14 protein-coding genes are annotated in these 20179 nt (G+C 40.2%); 8 read left to right on the plus strand and 6 right to left on the minus strand.

The features are described 5' to 3' along the window. Complete coding sequence (locus DVR12_RS22405) at positions 1-540, minus strand: RNA methyltransferase (RefSeq protein ID WP_317126776.1); 540 nt, start codon at positions 538-540, stop codon at positions 1-3. Between the two features lie 47 nt (positions 541-587). Here DVR12_RS22405 and mutS point away from each other — a divergent pair, with 47 nt between their 5' ends. Then, the gene (mutS, locus tag DVR12_RS22410) at positions 588-3197 is read left to right on the plus strand and encodes a DNA mismatch repair protein MutS (RefSeq protein WP_116978033.1); all 2610 of its coding nucleotides are present in this window, start codon (positions 588-590) and stop codon (positions 3195-3197) included. Positions 3198-3416: 219 nt separating this feature from the next. Here the strand turns inward: mutS and DVR12_RS22415 are convergent, their stop codons facing one another. After that, entirely contained in the window at positions 3417-4436 is a 1020-nt protein-coding gene (locus tag DVR12_RS22415) for a LacI family DNA-binding transcriptional regulator (RefSeq protein WP_116978034.1), read from the minus strand. A 288-nt stretch (positions 4437-4724) separates the two neighbouring features. Between DVR12_RS22415 and DVR12_RS22420 the strand changes: the two genes are divergently transcribed. From DVR12_RS22420 to DVR12_RS22450, 7 genes are all read left to right on the plus strand, one after another. Then, positions 4725-5600 carry an AraC family transcriptional regulator gene (locus tag DVR12_RS22420; RefSeq protein WP_116978035.1) on the plus strand — a complete coding sequence of 292 codons (876 nt, stop codon included), beginning with the start codon at positions 4725-4727 and terminating at the stop codon, positions 5598-5600. Positions 5601-5729: 129 nt separating this feature from the next. Further along, positions 5730-6275: an RNA polymerase sigma factor gene (locus DVR12_RS22425; RefSeq protein ID WP_116978036.1), complete on the plus strand. Its 546-nt coding sequence runs from the start codon at positions 5730-5732 to the stop codon at positions 6273-6275. Positions 6276-6370: 95 nt separating this feature from the next. After that, complete coding sequence (locus tag DVR12_RS22430) at positions 6371-7381, plus strand: FecR family protein (protein ID WP_116978037.1); 1011 nt, start codon at positions 6371-6373, stop codon at positions 7379-7381. 26 nt (positions 7382-7407) lie between these two features. Beyond that, positions 7408-10869 carry a SusC/RagA family TonB-linked outer membrane protein gene (locus tag DVR12_RS22435; RefSeq protein ID WP_158563339.1) on the plus strand — a complete coding sequence of 1154 codons (3462 nt, stop codon included), beginning with the start codon at positions 7408-7410 and terminating at the stop codon, positions 10867-10869. A 10-nt stretch (positions 10870-10879) separates the two neighbouring features. Beyond that, positions 10880-12457, plus strand: a complete 1578-nt coding sequence (locus tag DVR12_RS22440) for a SusD/RagB family nutrient-binding outer membrane lipoprotein (protein ID WP_116978039.1) — start codon at positions 10880-10882, stop codon at positions 12455-12457. A gap of 370 nt (positions 12458-12827) precedes the next feature. Continuing rightward, on the plus strand, positions 12828-15941 hold the full coding sequence (locus DVR12_RS22445) for a SusC/RagA family TonB-linked outer membrane protein (RefSeq protein WP_158563340.1): 3114 nt from the start codon (positions 12828-12830) through the stop codon (positions 15939-15941). A gap of 28 nt (positions 15942-15969) precedes the next feature. After that, positions 15970-17592 (plus strand): RagB/SusD family nutrient uptake outer membrane protein, encoded by a 1623-nt coding sequence (locus DVR12_RS22450; protein WP_116978041.1) that lies wholly within the window; start codon positions 15970-15972, stop codon positions 17590-17592. A 211-nt stretch (positions 17593-17803) separates the two neighbouring features. Here DVR12_RS22450 and DVR12_RS22455 read toward each other — a convergent pair whose 3' ends face one another. The 4 genes from DVR12_RS22455 to DVR12_RS22470 all read right to left on the minus strand — a co-directional run bounded on the left by DVR12_RS22455 (position 17804) and on the right by DVR12_RS22470 (position 19663). Then, positions 17804-18304 (minus strand): hypothetical protein, encoded by a 501-nt coding sequence (locus DVR12_RS22455; protein ID WP_116978042.1) that lies wholly within the window; start codon positions 18302-18304, stop codon positions 17804-17806. An 80-nt stretch (positions 18305-18384) separates the two neighbouring features. Next, a complete protein-coding gene (locus tag DVR12_RS22460; protein ID WP_116978043.1) occupies positions 18385-18786 on the minus strand; it encodes a hypothetical protein in 402 nt (133 codons plus the stop codon). Positions 18787-18801: 15 nt separating this feature from the next. Beyond that, complete coding sequence (locus DVR12_RS22465) at positions 18802-19236, minus strand: hypothetical protein (protein ID WP_147323519.1); 435 nt, start codon at positions 19234-19236, stop codon at positions 18802-18804. A gap of 31 nt (positions 19237-19267) precedes the next feature. Beyond that, the gene (locus DVR12_RS22470) at positions 19268-19663 is read right to left on the minus strand and encodes a hypothetical protein (RefSeq protein ID WP_147323520.1); all 396 of its coding nucleotides are present in this window, start codon (positions 19661-19663) and stop codon (positions 19268-19270) included. Positions 19664-20179 lie beyond the last annotated feature (516 nt).

Consider the following 20179-nt stretch of genomic DNA (forward strand, 5'->3'; position numbering starts at 1 on the left):
TTAGTCCTTTAAGCCTCTTAGTTTTACAAAGATATCCCAAACTACAATACCAGTGGTCACCGAAATGTTCAGAGAATGTTTCATACCCAGCTGAGGAATTTCAATACAGCCATCTACCAATTGCATTACCGCAGCATCTACCCCAGTTACCTCATTACCAAAAACCAGTGCCAGCGGCTTATCGGCAGGTGGCTGGTAAATATCCAGCTTCTGGCTGTTTACTGCCTGCTCAATGGCCATTACATGATAACCGGCTTTTTTTAATTCTTCAACTGCGCTTACAGTAGTATCAAAGTATTGCCAATCAACCGTTTCTGTAGCACCCAATGCCGTTTTATTAATATCCCTGTGCGGAGGCACCGGAGTATACCCGCATAAAATAATGCCCTGAACAAGAAAGGCATCGGCAGTTCTGAACACCGATCCCACATTGTGCATGCTACGTATATTATCCAATACCAATACAATTGGCGTCTTATCTGCGGCTTTGAATTCTTCGACCGTTTTACGGCCAAGTTCATCCATACTTAATTTTCTCATCTGGCTGCAAAGATAATAGGATGAGCTGAGTTTTATATATTTGCGGAATGGCAAAAAGTAAATCGGAAGAAACTCCGCTTATGCTCCAACATAAGGCGATTAAAGACAGGTACCCAGATGCTGTATTATTGTTCCGCGTTGGCGATTTTTACGAAACATTCAATGAAGATGCAGTTATTGCTGCCCGGGTGCTGGGAATTGTGCTAACCAAAAGAGCGAATGGATCTGCATCGTATGTAGATCTCGCCGGATTTCCTCACCATGCTTTAGATACCTATCTTCATAAACTGGTAAAAGCAGGGCACAGAGTGGCTGTATGCGACCAATTGGAAGATCCTAAAACTGTAAAGGGAATAGTAAAACGTGGAGTTACTGAAATGGTAACACCAGGTGTTGCCATTAACGATAAGCTACTCGAAAATGCCAGCAACAACTTCTTAGGTGCCATTCACTTTGGCACCGATACCACCGGTGTTTCCTTCCTGGATATTTCCACCGGAGAATTCTTCGTTGCAGAAGGCAATATGGAATATGTGGATAAACTCCTGCAAAGCTTTAAGCCTGCAGAAGTAGTATTTGCTAAACCTCATCAGAAACACTTCAAAGCTACCTTTGGCAATCGTTTCTATACCTACACCATGGATGAGTGGATTTTTACCACCACCTATGCAGAAGAAACACTGCTAAAACATTTTCAAACCCACTCCCTTAAAGGATATGGAGTAGAAGGACTACCGGCAGCCATCATAGCAGCAGGAGCCACACTACATTACCTTAAAGATACTGAGCACCCTAACCTTCAGCATATCACCAGGATTCAACGAATCAATCAGGAAGATTTTCTGTGGATGGACCGCTTTACCATCCGGAACCTGGAACTACTCAACAGCAGCGTTGAAAACGGTCATACACTGCTAAAAGTGCTCGATAATACTGTTACCCCTATGGGTGGCAGATTACTGAAACGCTGGATGGCCTTCCCTTTAAGAAATATTGATGCCATCAACGAACGATTGGATACTGTTGAATATTTCATAAAGGAAACCGGTCTTACCCATGAATTGGTGCATTTACTTAAACAATGCGGCGATCTGGAAAGATTAGTTTCTAAAATTCCGCTTCGTAAGATCAATCCGCGTGAAGTGGTGCAGCTGGCCCGTTCCCTGCAACAGGTGGAAGCAATAAAGAAAGCCCTTGCAGGCACCAACAGCAACTACTTGCTACGATTAAACGAAAAACTGAATCCATGTACTCCGATCCTGGATCGTATCCTGAAAGAAGTAGTAGAGAATCCACCGGTTTTGGTAGCCAAGGGAGGCGTTATTCAGGATGGTGTGGATGCCGACCTTGATGAGCTACGCAATATTGCCACCAAAGGAAAAGACTATCTGCTCCAGATTCAGCAAAAAGAATCGGAAGCAACGGGTATCCCTTCTCTGAAAATAGCTTTCAATAACGTTTTCGGATATTACCTGGAAGTAACCAATACCCATAAGAATAAAGTTCCTGAAGGTTGGATCAGAAAACAAACCTTAGCTAATGCCGAAAGATATATTACTCCTGAGCTGAAAGAATATGAAGAGAAAATAACCGGAGCTGAAGATAAAATACAGGTTATTGAAACCAGATTGTTTGAAGAGCTGGTACAAGCTCTGCAGGAATATATTCAGCCTGTTCAGCAGGATGCACAGGTATTGGCAAGAATCGACTGCCTGTTGTGTTTTGCCTATAATGCTACTCAATATAAATATCGTCGTCCTGTTATCAATGATGGTTTTGATCTGGTGATTAAAGAAGGCAGGCATCCTGTCATTGAGCGGGGATTATTGCCAGGAGAGAGTTATGTATCCAACGACTTACTCCTCGATAAAACGGAGCAGCAGATAATTATTCTTACGGGTCCGAATATGAGTGGTAAGTCTGCCCTTCTGAGGCAAACAGCGCTTATTACGTTAATGGCCCATATGGGTAGCTTTGTACCGGCCACCAGCGCTGAGATTGGGCTTACAGACAAGATCTTTACCCGTGTAGGCGCCTCCGATAACCTGAGTGGTGGGGAATCTACTTTCATGGTGGAAATGAATGAAACTGCCAGTATTATCAACAGTATTACTCCACGTAGCCTGGTGATTTTAGATGAGATTGGAAGGGGTACCAGTACCTATGATGGTATTTCCATTGCCTGGAGTATTGTTGAGTACCTGCACGACATGACGGAGCACAGGCCTAAAACGCTGTTTGCTACGCACTATCATGAGCTTAATGAATTAGAGAATACGCATGGCAGAGTAAAGAACTTCCATATAACCAATATGGAGTCCGGCAATAAAATTATTTTCCTGCGTAAACTGGCACCAGGTGGCAGCAGACATAGTTTTGGTATTCACGTAGCTCGTATGGCAGGTATGCCACCGGAACTGATCAACAGAGCTAATGAAGTGCTGGCCCAATTGGAAGAAAAACATATTGAAGCACCGTTGCAGGAAAATGTTAAACGTATAAGTACTCCCAGCCAGCAATTGCAGCTGAATATTTTTGATGCGCATACAGATACTTTCCAACAGATCAGATCAAAGCTCGAACATATAGATATCAACAGGCTTACGCCGGTTGAGGCACTGCTTAAGCTGAGCGAGATTAAGACGATTCTGGGGTAGCTCGCGTTGCTCGCGGATATTGCTCGCAGAGAGGCATAAGATTAATATTAAGTTGTTTAAGATTTATTTAAGATAAAAAGGATCGAAGCGGATACTTTTAAGAATTACTATAAGGTTCAAGAAAACCAATTTTAGTTCTTAAAAGTATCCGCTTCGATCCTTTTTATCTTAATATTAATCTTACGCCTCTCTGCGAGCAATATCCGCGAGCAACGCGAGCTACCCTCTTTTCGAGGAATCGCGGACCACCAGTTCGGGTTCCAGTACAATTTGAGTGAGTGGAGTACCCGGGCGGTTCAGTTCTTTCATGAGAATATCTACAATATTTTCACCTATAGCCTGTAAAGGTTGTGATACACAGGTGATAGACGGACTATGCAGTCGGAAGAGGTCATGATCATCAAATCCGACAACTCCTATTTCCTTGCCTATTTTCCAGTTAAGCGCGCGAATACTTTCAATACCAGAAATACCGAGGTAGTTGGTAGCGAAGAAAACGGCGTCTATATCTTTTACTGAGAGTAGGAATGATTTGATTTCCTGAATGAAATTTTCTCTGTCGAGATCGAAGGGTAAGCGTTTGACCAGTGATTTATTAAAAGGGATTTTATGGTCTTTCAGTGCGGCCGTAAACCCGTTTAATCTGTCTTTCATCTGTGTTTGATCAGATGCGATGGTAACGATAGCTATTTTTTTATATCCCTGTTCGATCAGGTGAGTAGTTGCATCGTAAGCCCCTTTGAAGTTATCCAACACTACGTAATGACTTTCGAGATGCGGGAAGTAGCGGTCCATCAGTACGATGGGTTTACCGGCTTCACCGAGCAGTTCTATTTCTTTATCGAGGTTTTTGGTTGGAGTGATGATATAGCCGTCGACCTGCCGGTATTTTAATACTTCGAGGAGGCCTTTGGCTTTATCGGTATTATCTTCGGTGCTTCCGTAGAGTACTTTATAGTGATGTTTATCTGCTTCGTCTTCCACTACTTTAGCGAGGGTTGCGAAGAAGTTGTTGGCGATATCTTCGACGATAAGGCCGATTGTTTTGGTTTTACCGGTTCTTAAACCGCGTGCCAATTGGTTTGGCTTGTATTTTAAGCGCTCAGCAATTTTGATGATGCGCTTACTTACTTGCTCACTGATTCGTTTTTCTTTTGCTTTTCCATTTAATACAAAAGAGACAGTAGTCGGAGATACTCCGGCCTGTTTTGCAATATCTTTAATTGAGATCCCTTTCATAAGAAAATGCTACATCGATTTAGCCCGGCCTAAATTACAAAATGAAGTTGAAAATTACGTTGTTGGCGGAATTATTCCAAAATCCTTTAATTAATTGTCGTTTATCACATTTAAAGGGGATTTTAGGTATATTGATATTTTTTTAACCAATTTTTAATAAATTGGCGACTATCATAGGACAAATCTCAATACATACCACCTGCCGACGAAGAGGTTACTCGTGCCAATAAACGGATATGGTAATAAAGTATAGGACTGTCAGTAATTGGAGCTTAAATTAATACATGAATGAAACCCATCCTGATTAAAGTGGGAGCTTTTGCGGATAACCAGATCACCATTATAGAGAGGTGTGATCCTTATTTCAATACCCCTTTTCATTTTCATCCCGAGTGTGAACTGGTATATGTAACGGAAAGCAATGGAAAAAGAATTGTAGGCGATAGCATAGAGAGTTTTGAGGAAGGCGATATGGTTTTTCTCGGGCCCAATATTCCACACGTTTGGTATAATGAAGAGGAGTATTATAAAAATGATGATAGTCTAAAAGCCAGATCTGTAGTTATTTATTTCCCTAAAGACATTTTTGGGGATAAATTTTATGGTTTACCTGAAACAAAGGCGCTTAGCGAACTTTTTCACCGTGCCCAACGAGGCATGAAAATAACCGGTGCTACTCATGCCTATTTGAAGGAAGAGATTATGTCGCTCCCTAAAAAGGAGGGATTGGACCGAATCATTTCTTTATTGTCGATCTTAAAAGTGCTTTCGGAGACACGTGACTGTTATTATCTTGCCAGCACGGGCTATTCGCATGCCTTTAATATAAAAGACAATCATAAGATTGATGAAGTGTTTAAATACGTAATGAACAATTTCTCAAAGGAAATATCCTTACAGGATGTAGCAAGTATTACCAATTTATCGCCACAATCGTTTTGCCGGTTTTTTAAAAATCGAACTAAAAAGTCTTTTGTCCAATTTCTCAATGAAGTAAGAATAGGTCATGCCTGTAAAAGGTTGACGGAAGAAGACTGGTCGATTGCCGAAATTGCCTATTCATGCGGATTTAAAAATCTCTCAAATTTTAACCGCTTCTTTAAAGAAATCGTAGGAAAAACTCCAAAAGAATATAAAAATGAATTGAGATTGAAAGAAGCATAAAAAATCAACTTATCCGGTTATTGATTTATTTTAAAAAGTCGTAACCGGATAATAAAATATCGAAATTTTCTTCTTACATTCATTTCAGTAATTATCAACCAAAAAACGCTTAATTACTTCTGTAATTCGATGTACAGCAGTCATTCCGATAACCAATTAGTATCGCTGCTTAAAAGCGATGATATTGCTGCCTTCAATGCCATCTACGACCGGTACAGCAAGATGCTGTTTATTTTTATCCATAGTAAACTGGATTCCACGGAGATGAGTAAAGATGTGCTGCAGGAGATTTTTATTTCGGTTTGGGAGAAACGTCAGACCCTTATACTGAAAGAATCTCTCAAGGCCTATTTATATCAGGCCGCCCGACATAAGATTATAGACATCTACCGGAAAAACACAACTTACCGTAAATATTTACTTCAACTGATAGAGCATTTCGATGAGCAACCTCACTCGATCACTGAAACAGTTGATACTAAAGCTCGTACACAGGACTTGTTTGAAGCCATCAATCATCTGCCCGAGCGGATGAAAGAAATTTTTATGCTTAGCCGCGTAGAACACCTGACGGTTGAACAAATTTCTACTCATCTTGGCTTATCGCAACAAACAGTTAAGAACCAGATTACCAAAGCTTTAAAAATATTACGATCGAATTATGCCCAACACTAAGCTTATCTAGTTAGTAAGCCAACAAAAAATTCCAGGTTGTTAATAGTACCTGGTACACTTTTTTACGACATCTTATCAATTAAACGCCAGAATAGGTGGACACAGAACAGATAAAAATATTGCTGGAGCGCTATAATCAGGGGAATTGTTCACCAGAGGAGGCAGCTATTGTAGACCAATGGTTTGATAATATCAGTAAACATCAAACCACTAAGCTACATGAGAAGACCTTGGATAATGAACTGACCAACTTAAAGCTGGCCATTAATCAACATATTGCCCCTGCTGCTCAAAAGGCTAAAGTCAGAACACTACGCTACTGGTGGTATGCCGCAGCAGCCGTAGCTATTGGCGCCATTGGCATTGTGTATATGAACCAGCATAGTAAATCTGCCGGTACCACTACTACTATTATTGCAGATAATGCAACAGGTACCAAACGCGTTGTGAAAGATGGATTTGTAGAACTAACCGTTGCAAAAGCGCATACCGAACAAGTGACCCTGGAAGATGGCAGCACCGTTACCCTTAACGCAAACAGTAAACTACGATACCCTGAACATTTTGATAACAGAAGCCGCACAATTTATCTGGAAGAAGGAGAAGCATTCTTTGATGTAGCAACAGATCAAAGCCGGCAGTTTACCGTTCTCGCAGATAATATTTCAACTACAGCATTAGGTACCTCCTTTAATATCCGAGCCTATTCACGTGAAAATAAGGTAACCGTTGCCTTGATCAGCGGTAAAGTAAAAGTAGATCAGCTCAACAAACAAAATTCACTTATCCTATTACCCAGCGAACAAATCAGCTATGATCGTTTATCCCTTAATCTTGTAAAAACTGTGGTAGTAAAACCAACAGAGATTACAGCATGGAAACAAGGTTACCTGATCTTCAAAGATGCCCCTTACAATGAGGTGGTAACCGGCCTGGAAAACCGTTTTGGCGTTACTGTTGTCAATAACAGCGATACCAGAGAATGGAATTACAACGGCTCATTTAAAAATGAATCAATCAAAGATGTAATGGACGTTATTTGCCAGATCAAATCACTTTCGTATACCATTAAAAACGATACAGTCTATTTGCAAAATAAAAACTAGTCAATATGCGGTTAAAGCCATGCCCCATGAAATGGTTTGTATCCGTGGGGCTAATGCTGACGCTACTGCTGGCGGGGAGCCTGAACACAACGACTAGTGCTATCACGCAAACACCCGATTCACCAATAGTAGTCGTCACAATCCAGGTTAAAAATAAAAACCTGGAAGATGTAATCTCAGAAATTTCGGCAAAAACAGGGCTAAGCTTTCATTACGACAAATCAGATATTAACCTGAAGAAAAAAATAACGTTAAACTGTATTAAAACACCCATAGAAGATGTATTAACGTTAATATCCGAACAGTCAGGATTAAAGTTTACCCGCCACGACAACAAAATCATAATAGGCACAGCAAGTGTTGCTTCTATCTCACAAACTGTTGACCTATTAAATCATGTATCACTGGAAAGAGAAATCAGAGGATACGTACGCGATAATAAAGGCACGCCGATTCCAGGAGTTACAATACTTATCAAACACACAAATAAAGGAACCCAATCGAATGCAGATGCGGCCTTCTCCCTGAAGGCCAGCACCGGTGACATCCTTGTTTTCAGTGCCATCGGATTTATTACCCGTGAAATACAGGTAGGAATCGATAATGAACTGAATATTAAACTACAGGAAAATATTAAAGCATTGAACGAACTGGTAGTTACTGCCCTGGGTATTCAGAAGAAAGCCCGGGAACTCCCCTATGCTACCCAACAGCTGGATGGAGATGATCTCCAACTCGTAAAAGATGCCAATATCATGAACTCACTGGCCGGCAAAACTGCCGGTGCAACCATTACCCGCAGCGCTTCCGGCCTCGGTGGCTCTGTAAGGGTTATACTTCGTGGTAATAAATCTACCCGCGAAAATCAACCTCTCTATATCGTAGATGGTATTCCGTACGTTAATAACTCCCCTTCCCAACCATCTGATGTATGGGGCCAATCGCACAACATCATCGGAGCAGGAGGAAGAGACGGAGGTGATGGTATCTCCAATATCAATCCCGATGATATTGAAAGTATCAGCATCATGAAAGGTGCGTCTGCCGCCGCTTTATATGGTAGCCAGGCTGCCAACGGAGTTATACTCATCACTACCAAAAAAGGGAAACCGGGCAGAAGTAAAATCGACGTATCATCAGATTTTACTCAGGAACACCCCAGTCTCCTGCCTAAACTTCAATACAGGTACGGACAAACAGAAGCTCCGGGTTTAGATAAAGTAGGCATACCACAACCCGGCTCATTAGGCAGCTGGGGCCAACCGGTAAATGTACCCGACCATGTTAAAAATTTCTATCATAACGGTAATACCTATCTGAATTCAATCGCTTTCAGCGGTGGAAATGAAATAGCTCAAAGCTATTTCTCCTACGCCAATACCAACAGCAATGGAATATTACCCACCAGTAAATTCAACAGGCATACCGTAAACGTCCGGGAAACATTAAAACTCCTGAACGATAAACTGGTGATGGATGCCAATGCAACCTTTACTGCCCAAACTACCATAAATAGATTATCGTCGGGCCTTTATTACAGCCCTATTTCCGGTTTGTATACATTTCCAAGGGGGCAGGACTTCGAATACTACAAAACCAATTTCGAATACTTCGATTCCGATAGAAATCTCTACCTCCAAAACTGGTGGAATATCAGGAACGATAAAAGATGGATAGGCCAGGATGATCAGCAAAATCCGATGTGGGCTTTACTTAGAAACAGAAGACTGGATTCGCGCTACCGTGGCCTGGCAACCTTGTCGCTAACCTATCAGCTTACCGACTGGCTTAGCGTTAAAGGGCGGGCCAACTTCGATAAATCACTGGATCAATACGAACTGGAAGCATATGCCGGCACACAGGTAGTATTAGCCGGCACTAATGGCAGGTATACCCTGGAAAAAGAATTCAATACACAGCTGTATGCAGACCTGATGCTGAATGCCAGTCATCAGCTCAATAGCTGGTTACATCTGGCAGGTAATATTGGCGCCAGTATTACGGATACCAAAGCGCACGAGAGAACATTTAATGGTTCTAATCCAAATGCCGATCCGGGTTTAATTTATCCTAACAAATTTTCTGTCACCAACATTCTCAACACTGCAATGGATGCACAACATAGTGTGGATCAAAAACAATTGCAGGCATTATTCGGTAATGTGCAGGCCGGATTCAAAAACTTCCTATACCTCGATCTTACAGGACGCAACGACTGGTCGAGCACCTTCGCTTATACCAACACCCTGAAAAAAGGATATTTCTATTACTCAGCAGGGTTGTCGGCCATCTGGAATCAGCTTTGGAAATTACCAACAGCTATTGATATGCTACGCACACGCGTTTCCTATGCCAAAGTAGGAAACGATATTGCCAGCTATTCTTCCCACCCCTCCCCTTTTACCTTACAAACTATAGCCGGGGTAACAAGAGTAGTGCTGAATCAGAAAATACTCTATCCCGGTATGAGACTGGAACCAGAAGATAACAGATCTTTTGAGGCAGGAATAGAAACCCATTTGCTTAAAAACCGCCTGGCTTTAGATGTGACTTACTATAAAAACAATAATTACAAACAATACATGGAGGTACCGGCTCCATTAGGTAATAAGAATACTACCTACTATCTGAATATGGGTAATATACAGAACCAGGGTTGGGAAGCCACTTTAACGGTAACCCCTGTACGAAATATGGCGGTATCGTGGATCAGTACTATCAATTTTGCTACCAATAAAAACAAAGTTATTTCCTTATCCAATTCAAGCATTGTAGCAGCAGATACCAGTAATATGTTTGTGCTCACAGACTTTGGAGTGAATATGTTTGGTTCCTTTATTATGGAAGGCGGATCATGGGGAGATATTTACTCTAACAAGGAATTGGTTCAAAACAGCAAAGGAGAATACATTGTTGATGGAACCGGACATCTGCAAACCAGGAATGCATTTAAAAAAGTAGGTAACCCTAATCCTGATTTTACTATAGGATGGAATAATTCATTTGATTATAAAAATATCAATCTTAGTTTTTTAATTGATGGAAGATTTGGCGGTAAAGTAATGAGTGTTACCCAGGCAGTACTGGACTGGTATGGAGTTAGCGAAGAAAGTGCCAGGGCCAGGGATAACGGAGGAGTGTTAATTCCGGCAGTTATGGCAAATGGCACTCCGTACAATGGCAAAGTAGATGCACAAACTTATTATACTACCATTGGTGGCAGGGCAGGTATTGGGGAAATGTATATGTATGATGCTACTAATATTCGTTTGAGAGAATTAAGTCTTAGCTATAGAATTCCATTAAAATGGAAATGGATGAGAAATATGCGGGTTGGAGTTATTGGGAAGAATTTATGTTTCTTCAGAATACATGCACCATTTGATCCGGAAGTATCTATGGGCACAGGAAATGGATTACAGGGCGTGGATGTATTCGGATTGCCACCGGTTAGAAGTATTGGAATTAACCTGCGTTTAGGCATTTAAAAATACTGATATGAAGAGAAGGAACGTTATCACCATATTTGCCTTATTGGTTATAGTGCTAACAAGTGCTTGCACGAAGAGATTTGCCGACATCAATAAGAACCCGTACGACTTTGATGAAGATGAATTAACCGCAGATTACAGATTATTGGGAGAACCATTATCGCAGGCCTTATTAAATCTGCTTATCTATAATGATCCACCTACCGCGCAGCTTCAACAGAATCTGAATGCCGATATTTTCAGTGGTTACATGATGAGCCCTACTCCCTTTGAAGGAAACATCAACAACACCAATTACGGACTACTTTACTACTGGAATAATAAACCCTGGTTAATTGCATATAGCAATGTGATGAAGAACTGTGATTTTACACAGATGAAATCCAAAGATTCGTATTCCGATTTTTATGCATGGGCACAGATAATAAAAGTAGAAGCCATGCATAGGGTGAGTGATATTTACGGACCTATTATTTACACAAAGTATGGAAAGTTGAATGACGAGATGGGAATTGATTATGATGATCAGAAAACAGCTTATTATGCATTTTTTGATGATCTGAGAGAAGCTATTGATACTTTAACCAGGTATGTGAATAATAATAGTTTATCTAAATTCACTGCCTTCGATCTGGTATATAGAGGGGATTACAGACAGTGGGTTAAATTCGCCAATACTCTGCGTTTAAGACTGGCTATACGAATTTCGGGGATAGACAAACCCAAAGCCAAAGCAGAAGGAGAAGCAGCATTAAAACATCCTTTTGGTTTGTTGATGGAACCGGAGGATAATTTTGCGGTAAACATTACGCCGGTTACGCATCCGTTAAATATAATGTGTTATACCTGGGCCGATCTGAGAATGAGCGCTCCTATGGAATCGATACTTACAGGATATGAAGATCCGCGGCTTTCGAGTTATTTTCTACCAACAGAAGCAGGCACTTATATCTATCATGGAATTCGTAATGGAATTAAAATTTCTGCGAAGGAAGAATATAGCGGGTTTTCATCTCTCACCAGATTAAGCAGTAATATTTTATTCATGACAGCCGCAGAAGCATGGTTTTTAAAAGCAGAAGCAGCATTACTGGGATGGGAGAATGCAGGAATACCCAAAGAGGATTATGAGCGTGGAATACGCAGTTCTTTTAAGCAATACAATTTACCCAATATAGGATCATATTTGGTAAACAGTACAAGCAAACCTAATCCGTATGTTGATCCACAAAACCAGGATAACAATGTGAAGCCAGGTGACCCCAATCTTAGTACCATTACCATAGCCTGGGATGAATCGGATACACCGGAACGTAAACTGGAAAGAATTATTACACAGAAATGGATTGCAATGTTTCCGGAAGGACAGGAAGCATGGAGTGAATTCAGAAGAACAGGTTATCCTAAATTATTTCCGGTGGTAATTAATAATAGTAACAATACCATTTCAACCAATAAATTCATCCGACGCCTGCCTATGCCTCAGATAGAGGAAATAACCAACCCCAAGGCACTTGAGAGAGCAAGAAAAATGCTGAATGGACCCGATACCGGTGGCACACCACTGTGGTGGGATATCAGGTAAAAATATCTTCCGAAAAAAAATTTAATATTTTTTTCACTTTCGATAGTACTACTTAAATAATCGTACGACTTCTTTCCTGGTAGCGCGATTGATATGTCTGTTATGCACGGCCTGTAATCTTATCGTTACAATAAATAATTTCATGTAAGGAAAACAAAAAATACCATTAACATTTAACGAACCCGAATTTAAAAACATTGCAATAGCGATGCGGGTATTCTATGCCTTAAACATTACATAAAACCCATAAAAAATTACCTCCAAAGGATGGCGTAAGCTATGCTAATGGAAAAATATTGCTAAAAACATTATGATCATCAACATAAAAAAAATTAAAACAATCCCATTTATTAACCAAAAACAGGCAAGTATGAAAAAAAACCTACGCCTTATGAAAGTGTGTGCTGTGACAGGTCTTGCGCTCACTTCCATATTAGCAGATAACGCGTATGTGAAGGCTGCCGGCTATAGTTATACGCCCGCAACTTCATTCCGTAGTATTTTACAGGAGAAGGAAATCAGCGGTACTGTAAAAGATTCAAAAGGTGCTGCATTACCTGGAGTTTCTGTACAAATTAAAGGTACTACAAAAGGTGCTAAAACCGATGGCAACGGGCAATATCAACTTAATGCCAAACAAGGAGATATCCTGATTTTTAGCTCTGTAGGATTCGACTCAAAAGAGGTAGCAGTTGGCAGCAGTGCAAGCCTCAACATACAACTAACAGAAAGTGTAAGAGGTTTGAATGAATTGGTTGTAACAGCATTGGGTGTGAAAAAACCAGCCAAGTCATTAACATATTCTACACAACGTTTGGGCAGTGAGGAACTTACTACTGTTAAAGATGCAAACGTAATGAACTCTCTGAATGGTAAAGCCGCCGGTCTTACTATCAACAGAAGTACTTCTGGTGTTGGTGGTTCTGTAAAGGTTGTATTACGTGGTAATAAATCTGCACAGGGTTCTAACCAGCCACTTTATGTAATAGATGGTATACCAATGACCAACTATTCGACTCAGCAACCCAACAGTACCTGGGGTGGTAATGGTACTATCGATTTTATGCCGGGTCGTGACGGTGGTGATGGTATCTCCAACCTCAACCCAGACGATATCGAAAGTGTATCAGTATTAAGAGGTGCATCTGCATCTGCACTATATGGTAGCCAGGCTGCCAACGGTGTAATCATGATCACTACTAAAAAAGGTAAATCCGGTACTTCCAAAGTAGAATTCTCCAGTGGTTATACCATGGATAAAGTTACTTACACTCCCAAGTTCCAGAATTCATACGGAACAAGTAAAGATGCTGCCACACAAAGCTGGGGCGACGCTATCAGCGGAGCTAATGACTATACCAAAGATTTCTTTAAAACAGGAAATACCTGGATCAACTCCGTTAACTTCTCCGGAGGCAATGATAAAGCACAAACCTTTATCTCCTATGCCAACACTCACTCTAACGGTGTAATGCCAGGTAACAAACTAAACAGACATAACGTTACCTTCCGTGAAACAGCTAAGTTCTTCAACGATAAACTGACCATGGATGGTAACCTCAGTGTTATTTCACAGAACATTGATAACGGTGTTGTGAGCGGTTTGTACTTCAATCCTTTAACTGGTCTTTATTTATTCCCAAGAGGAGCAGATCTGTTGAAATATAAAAATCAATATGGCCTCTTCGACCAGACCAGACAAATTGAATTACAGAACTGGCCTTTCAACGAAGACGTTCAACAAAATCCATGGTGGGTCGTAAACAGAAATACCAGCCAGGCAAAACGTAACAGAACATTAGGTAGCATCACTGCTAAATATGATATCACCGATTGGTTATACTTACAGGCTCGTGGAAACATGGATCGTACCAACGACAAATACGACGGCCAAATGTATGCAGGTACAAACGGCGTACTTGCAGGACCTAACGGAAGATACATTACCAGCGATCTTACTACCACCCAATATTATGGCGACGTGATGCTGAACTTAAACAAAACATTCAACAACATTAAATTGAATGCATTGGTTGGTAGCAGTATCAATGATGTTCGTACAGAAGGGATGACCGCAGATTCCTATAACGGAGATTTATATGTTGCCAACTTCTTTACGTTGCAAAATATGACAACAGGAAGTGCAATTACCACAGTTCCTAATAACCATAGCCAGTTACAAGCAGTATTTGCCAATGCAAACCTCTCGTATAAAGACATGGTATACCTGGATCTCTCCGGCCGTAACGACTGGTCATCCAATCTTTCCTATACTCCAAACTTCTCTTACTTCTACCCTGCAGTTGGTTTGTCGTTCTTACTGCATCAGATGTTTAACCTGCCATCAGCAATCAATTACGCCAAAGTGCGTGGTTCCTATGCCGTAGTAGGTAACTCTGTGCCTCCATATGTAACTAACCCCAGAAGCAGACTTGGTACAGTTGGTGGAACATTTGCATTTAACACAATTGCACCATTCGACAAACTGAAACCAGAAAAAACCAAATCACTGGAAATTGGTACAGAATGGCGTTTCCTGCAAGACAGACTTACTTTCGATTTCACATACTATAAGACAAATACAATTAACCAATACTTCCAGATTGCAGTACCGCCAGGCACAGGTTACAGCTTCCGCTATATCAATGCCGGTAACATTCAGAACACTGGTCTGGAAATTATGTTAGGTTTCAATGTGATCAAAACTTCCAACTTTAAGTGGACAACCAACTTAAACTATTCTCATAACAAGAATACAGTATTGGAATTGGCCGAAAACATTGATCAGTTCATCCTTACCCCAACCAACTCTAACACCTTCGCATCTATTATCGCTAAAGGCGGTTCATACGGCGATATCTTCGCTAAAGCCCTGGTACGTGATGCCAGCGGCAGAATCAAAATTGGTGACGATGGTAAGCCACAGGTAACTTCAGATGTGGTATTCGCAGGTAATCCTAATCCAAAATGGCAAGGTGGATGGAGCAATACTTTCAACTACAAAGATTTCACTCTGGGCTTCCTGGTTGATGGAAAATTTGGTGGCAAAGTATTGTCAATGACTGAAGCAGTAATGGATAAATACGGAGTATCAGCAAGAACCGGTGAAGCACGTAAGAACGGAGGAGTGGTAATTAACGGTATCACTGATGATAATAAAGAAGTAAACAAAATAGACGCAGCAACCTGGTACGGAGTATTAGGAGGCCGTGACGGTGTAAGTGGCGAATATCTCTATGATGCAACAACCGTAAGATTGCGCGAGCTGTCATTAGGCTATTCTATTCCTTCTAAAGCTCTGGGCAAAGGAGTAGTTAAGAGTCTTCGTCTTTCTCTCATTGGTAGAAACCTTTGGTATATCTCTAAAAAAGCACCATTCGATCCGGAATTGGCAATGTCGACCGGCAACGGTTTATCAGGTGTTGATGTATTTGGCTTACCAGCTACCCGCAGCTATGGTCTGAGCCTGAATGTTGGTTTCTAATGATGTCTTTACCTTAAAATCAAAGCAGATGAAAAAGATCAAAATAAAACTATATAAACCACTTGCAGGCCTGGCCCTGTTGGGAATGTTAGGCACGCAATCTTGTACTAAAAACTTCGAGAAATATAATTCAGATAATACAGGATTAAGTGATGAAGCCTTAAAGCCCGACTTTAACTTTATCGGAGGATTTTTTCCACAGATCCAATCTTCCATCTATTTTAACTTCAACAACACAACAGGAGATTTTCAGTTACAGCAAAACCTGATGGGGGATGTATACTCCGGTTATTTATGCCCGCCGAATAACTTCCGTGGTAACATCAATAACATGACATACAGCCTGGTGGATGGCTGGAATGCGAGTGCCTTTAACCTGGCATACAACAACGTAATGGCTCCTATTTTCGAAATCAAACGCAGAGGCGCCGAAACCATTGCACCAGAGTTCTGGGCCATAGCACTGATCCTCAAAGTAGAAGCTATGCACCGCGTTACAGATATCTACGGACCTATTCCTTATAGCTCCTACGGTTCTGGTGGTACTACCTCGGCTTACGATTCTCAGGAAGCAGTGTATACCCAATTCTTTAAAGAACTGGAATCTGCAAGAAAAACCCTGAGCGATTATGTTGCTGCTCACCCGGGTGTTTCTCTCTTCAGTAAGTTTGACATGGTTTACGGAGGTGATTATAAACAATGGATCAAATTTGCCAACTCTTTACGTTTACGTTTGGCTATGCGCATTTACAGAGCAGATCCGGCTAAATCAAAAACTGAAGCTGAAGCAGCAATGAACCCTAATAACGGTGGATTACTTGAAACCAACAAAGACAATGTTCAGGTATCAGGATTTGGTCTGAAGCACCCGCTTTACACCATTATTACAGCCTGGACCGACAATGCCATGAATGCTTCTATGGAATCTATTCTGGTAGGTTACAATGATCCTCGATTACCAAAGTACTTCGATCACTCTACCAAATACCCTGGTACCTATAAAGGTATTCGTATCGGTAGTCTGGTGACTGCAAAACCTGGATATTCCGGTTATTCAATTCCAGCGAATACAGAAACCAAAACTTTCCGTAACAATACCCCGATTCAGCTTATGACTTCAGCAGAAATCTATTTCCTGCGTGCAGAAGCTGCGTTAAGAGGATATGCGAATGCTGGTGGAACAGTACAGGAACTTTATGAAAAAGGAGTATCCACCTCTTTAAACCAATGGGATGCTACTACCGCTGCCATCAGTGCTTACCTGGCAGATAATACCAGTAAGCCTATTGCATACGTAGATCCTCAGAATGCAAATAATAACAGCCCGGCTCTTTGTACCATCACTATTAAGTGGGATGACGGAGATGCGTTCGATAAAAAGCTGGAAAGGATAATCACCCAGAAATGGATTTCAGGATTTCCTGAAGGCCAGGAAGCATGGTCTGAGTTCCGCAGAACCGGATATCCTAAGTTGTTTCCTGTAGTGAACAACTATAGCAACAATACTATTGATAGCAAGATCCAAATCAGGAGAATACCATTCCCATCAACCGAGTATACTTCTAATAAAGCAGAAGTTGAAAAAGCGGTGCTGATGCTGGATGGACAGAAGGACTTAGGTGGTACCCGCCTATGGTGGGATAGACCATGAAAACGCACTTATTTTGAATCGCGTGCATAAAAAAAGCCGGTCCTGTTGAGGGCCGGCATTTATAACCAGGTTGATTCAAAGTTATTCATAATAGATTTCATTAACAATAAAGGTCACATTCAGAGCCGTTGATAATCGTATCAACGGAGTTTCCAAGAACAAATGGTATAATGTAGGAATAAATGTTGGGGGGCTTCATACGTGAAGCTCCCTATTTTATTGCTGCAGTATTTTTGTAAAAAAAAGAGAGCAGGTCTTTGACCTCAGTGAGTATATTTTCCTGCATGCTTTTATCTCCAGGTAGTATTACTCCTTTTTCATCTATATACCTGATAAGGGCATAATTATCTAAATAAAACCTGGTTTCTTCTCTCTTACTATTCTTTAAACTGAATTGTTTGTCGTATAACGGAACAGTATAGCTATACCTGATAATGTATACGAAAACAGGCATACCATTATCGAAGTAGTAATGTACCAGTTCCTGCCCCATTTCTCCATATGTTTTATCGATAATCAGGCGAAGCGAGTCGTTAGACCAATAAGCTGTATAGTCTCCACCTTCGGTACTTATACCTTCAGGGTGTTCTACTTCTTTATGCTTATAAGCAGGGAGATGAGCATTGGTATAAGTGACTTTATCTCTAATGGCTTTAATCTGGGCATTTGGGGAGCCCTGTGCTAATAGTAGGGGGAAGAGGAAAAAGATCATGGCTTTATGTATTTTCTTTGTTCCAAGATTAATGGAATGTACGAAGAAAATCTTGTTTTCATCATCCTTATGCTATTTTACTACCCCGCCATTAATATTCCATAAAGCACCCAATTTCCTGCGGCATTCTTTTTAAAAGAAAAATTGAGTGCAGATTCACTTTCCAATTCACCATCTTCGTTGAATGAACGGACTTCCAAAATTATATTGTCATCAGATTTAATAATCCTGTTTTTATGGAAGAAGTCTTCGAAGTATTTTTTCTTACATAATGCATTAAGCTTTTGTTTCAAGACTTTAGCATTTTTGATAGCAGGATCGCTGTATTCGAAATCGACATTGAGATTAAACGGAAAATCGCAATACTTTACCAATTCATCAATATTCTTTTTTCTGAGTTGTTCTATAATAAAATTCCGATCAGGGGATTTACTGCAGCCAAAGAGCAGACAGGAAAAAATAAGGAGGAGAATTTGTTTCATAGTAGTGAGATATATTTATTCTAAAAAGGAGATAACCTCTTCAATAGAGTTTTGGTCATCAATTGAAGGTATAAGTTCTTCTAATTCGTCTTTCAACTCCCAGTATTCGGGATAAGATGAAATATGTTGTTTAATAATATTTTTGAAATCGGGAAGCTCAATTTTTCTAACGTATGTTAATTGAGGCACTACTTTTTTCATTCTTTGGAAATGCTTCAAACATTGAAGAAATGAAGCATTATGAATGCTTAGAATTCCTTTTAGTTCAAAAACACTTCCGGCTGAATCGTACAAAGTACCATCTTCATAGTATGAAAGTCCTGAAGGAGAAACAAGGCCAAATTCAAGTTTATTGCAAAAAACATAAATAGGAGAATCGTTGGCCTTTAAAATAATAAGGGGAAAAATTAAATCCATAACATTATAATCATTCTTAAATAGAGAAATCATAAATAAAATCATTCAAAGAATCGATATCCTCCTACTCCCATATCGTTGGGTCGATTCGTTTGACTATCTTGCCCAGTAGCTTTGACTGGTTTGTTGTAAGTTGTTTAATCTGCCTGTTATCCCTAACAAATTTATCTATCCGTTTCCTGGCTACCTCCTTTTCCATAGAGACTTCCATACTTAATGCATAAATAAGGAACTTCTCGAGGTGATTGCTTTTATTAGTATCACAAAACCATAACAGTAATCCTAAATTTTCATAGAAAACTTCACCAACGATATCCTGTATTGCTTCTGAAAGATATCCATCGCTCTTCCCTGAAATAATATCCAAAACCCGAAGTGCCGAAGTGTCGTTGTTTTTAATAATATAAGTCTTCAATGAATCCAATACCTGTAATACACAACTATCTTCACCCTTAATCAACTGTTCTGAGTTTTTTGAAAGAAGCTGATAATTTGATTTTGGAGCCTTTGCAACTTTACAGATAGATTGTCCACAAAGGGATGTGGTCAAGAAAAAGCTAAAAATCAGTAAAGCGGCTTTCATAGATTAATGATGGGAGTATAATTTAAAACTTAACATCAATACAATTCCTAAAATGATATTCATCAAAATACATCCCTTAACAAATGCCCGGCGAATATTAAATTTGAGACCTAATTCACTTTCAATTAGTTTGGCATGAAGGGCTATGTAGTAATAGACAATATTAACAACTACAACATATATAAGAATGAGTGGTAACAAGAAAAATAGATTTACAAAATGCTTGCTCCATCTCATTAGTAAGACAATGAGAAATAAAATCATCAGGCCAGTTGAACCCAGTAATACATTAAACAGGAACCATTGACGATTGAACGGTAGTGTAAAATTCTTTGTGTAAGTATGTATTCAACTGTATCGAGTTAATACCACCAGCAGGTGGAGTGAAGTGAG

This window comes from Chitinophaga silvatica (assembly GCF_003419895.1).
Taxonomy (GTDB): Bacteria; Bacteroidota; Bacteroidia; order Chitinophagales; family Chitinophagaceae; genus Chitinophaga; species Chitinophaga silvatica.

What these genes read in the sequence shown, in the direction of transcription:
- DVR12_RS22405 (WP_317126776.1), bottom strand. Translation starts at nt 540, where the DNA reads ATGAGAAAATTAAGTATGGATGAACTTGGCCGTAAAACGGTCGAAGAA.
- mutS (WP_116978033.1), top strand. Translation starts at nt 588, where the DNA reads ATGGCAAAAAGTAAATCGGAAGAAACTCCGCTTATGCTCCAACATAAG.
- DVR12_RS22415 (WP_116978034.1), bottom strand. Translation starts at nt 4,436, where the DNA reads ATGAAAGGGATCTCAATTAAAGATATTGCAAAACAGGCCGGAGTATCT.
- DVR12_RS22420 (WP_116978035.1), top strand. Translation starts at nt 4,725, where the DNA reads ATGAAACCCATCCTGATTAAAGTGGGAGCTTTTGCGGATAACCAGATC.
- DVR12_RS22425 (WP_116978036.1), top strand. Translation starts at nt 5,730, where the DNA reads ATGTACAGCAGTCATTCCGATAACCAATTAGTATCGCTGCTTAAAAGC.
- DVR12_RS22435 (WP_158563339.1), top strand. Translation starts at nt 7,408, where the DNA reads ATGAAATGGTTTGTATCCGTGGGGCTAATGCTGACGCTACTGCTGGCG.
- DVR12_RS22440 (WP_116978039.1), top strand. Translation starts at nt 10,880, where the DNA reads ATGAAGAGAAGGAACGTTATCACCATATTTGCCTTATTGGTTATAGTG.
- DVR12_RS22445 (WP_158563340.1), top strand. Translation starts at nt 12,828, where the DNA reads ATGAAAAAAAACCTACGCCTTATGAAAGTGTGTGCTGTGACAGGTCTT.
- DVR12_RS22450 (WP_116978041.1), top strand. Translation starts at nt 15,970, where the DNA reads ATGAAAAAGATCAAAATAAAACTATATAAACCACTTGCAGGCCTGGCC.
- DVR12_RS22455 (WP_116978042.1), bottom strand. Translation starts at nt 18,304, where the DNA reads ATGATCTTTTTCCTCTTCCCCCTACTATTAGCACAGGGCTCCCCAAAT.
- DVR12_RS22460 (WP_116978043.1), bottom strand. Translation starts at nt 18,786, where the DNA reads ATGAAACAAATTCTCCTCCTTATTTTTTCCTGTCTGCTCTTTGGCTGC.
- DVR12_RS22465 (WP_147323519.1), bottom strand. Translation starts at nt 19,236, where the DNA reads ATGATTTCTCTATTTAAGAATGATTATAATGTTATGGATTTAATTTTT.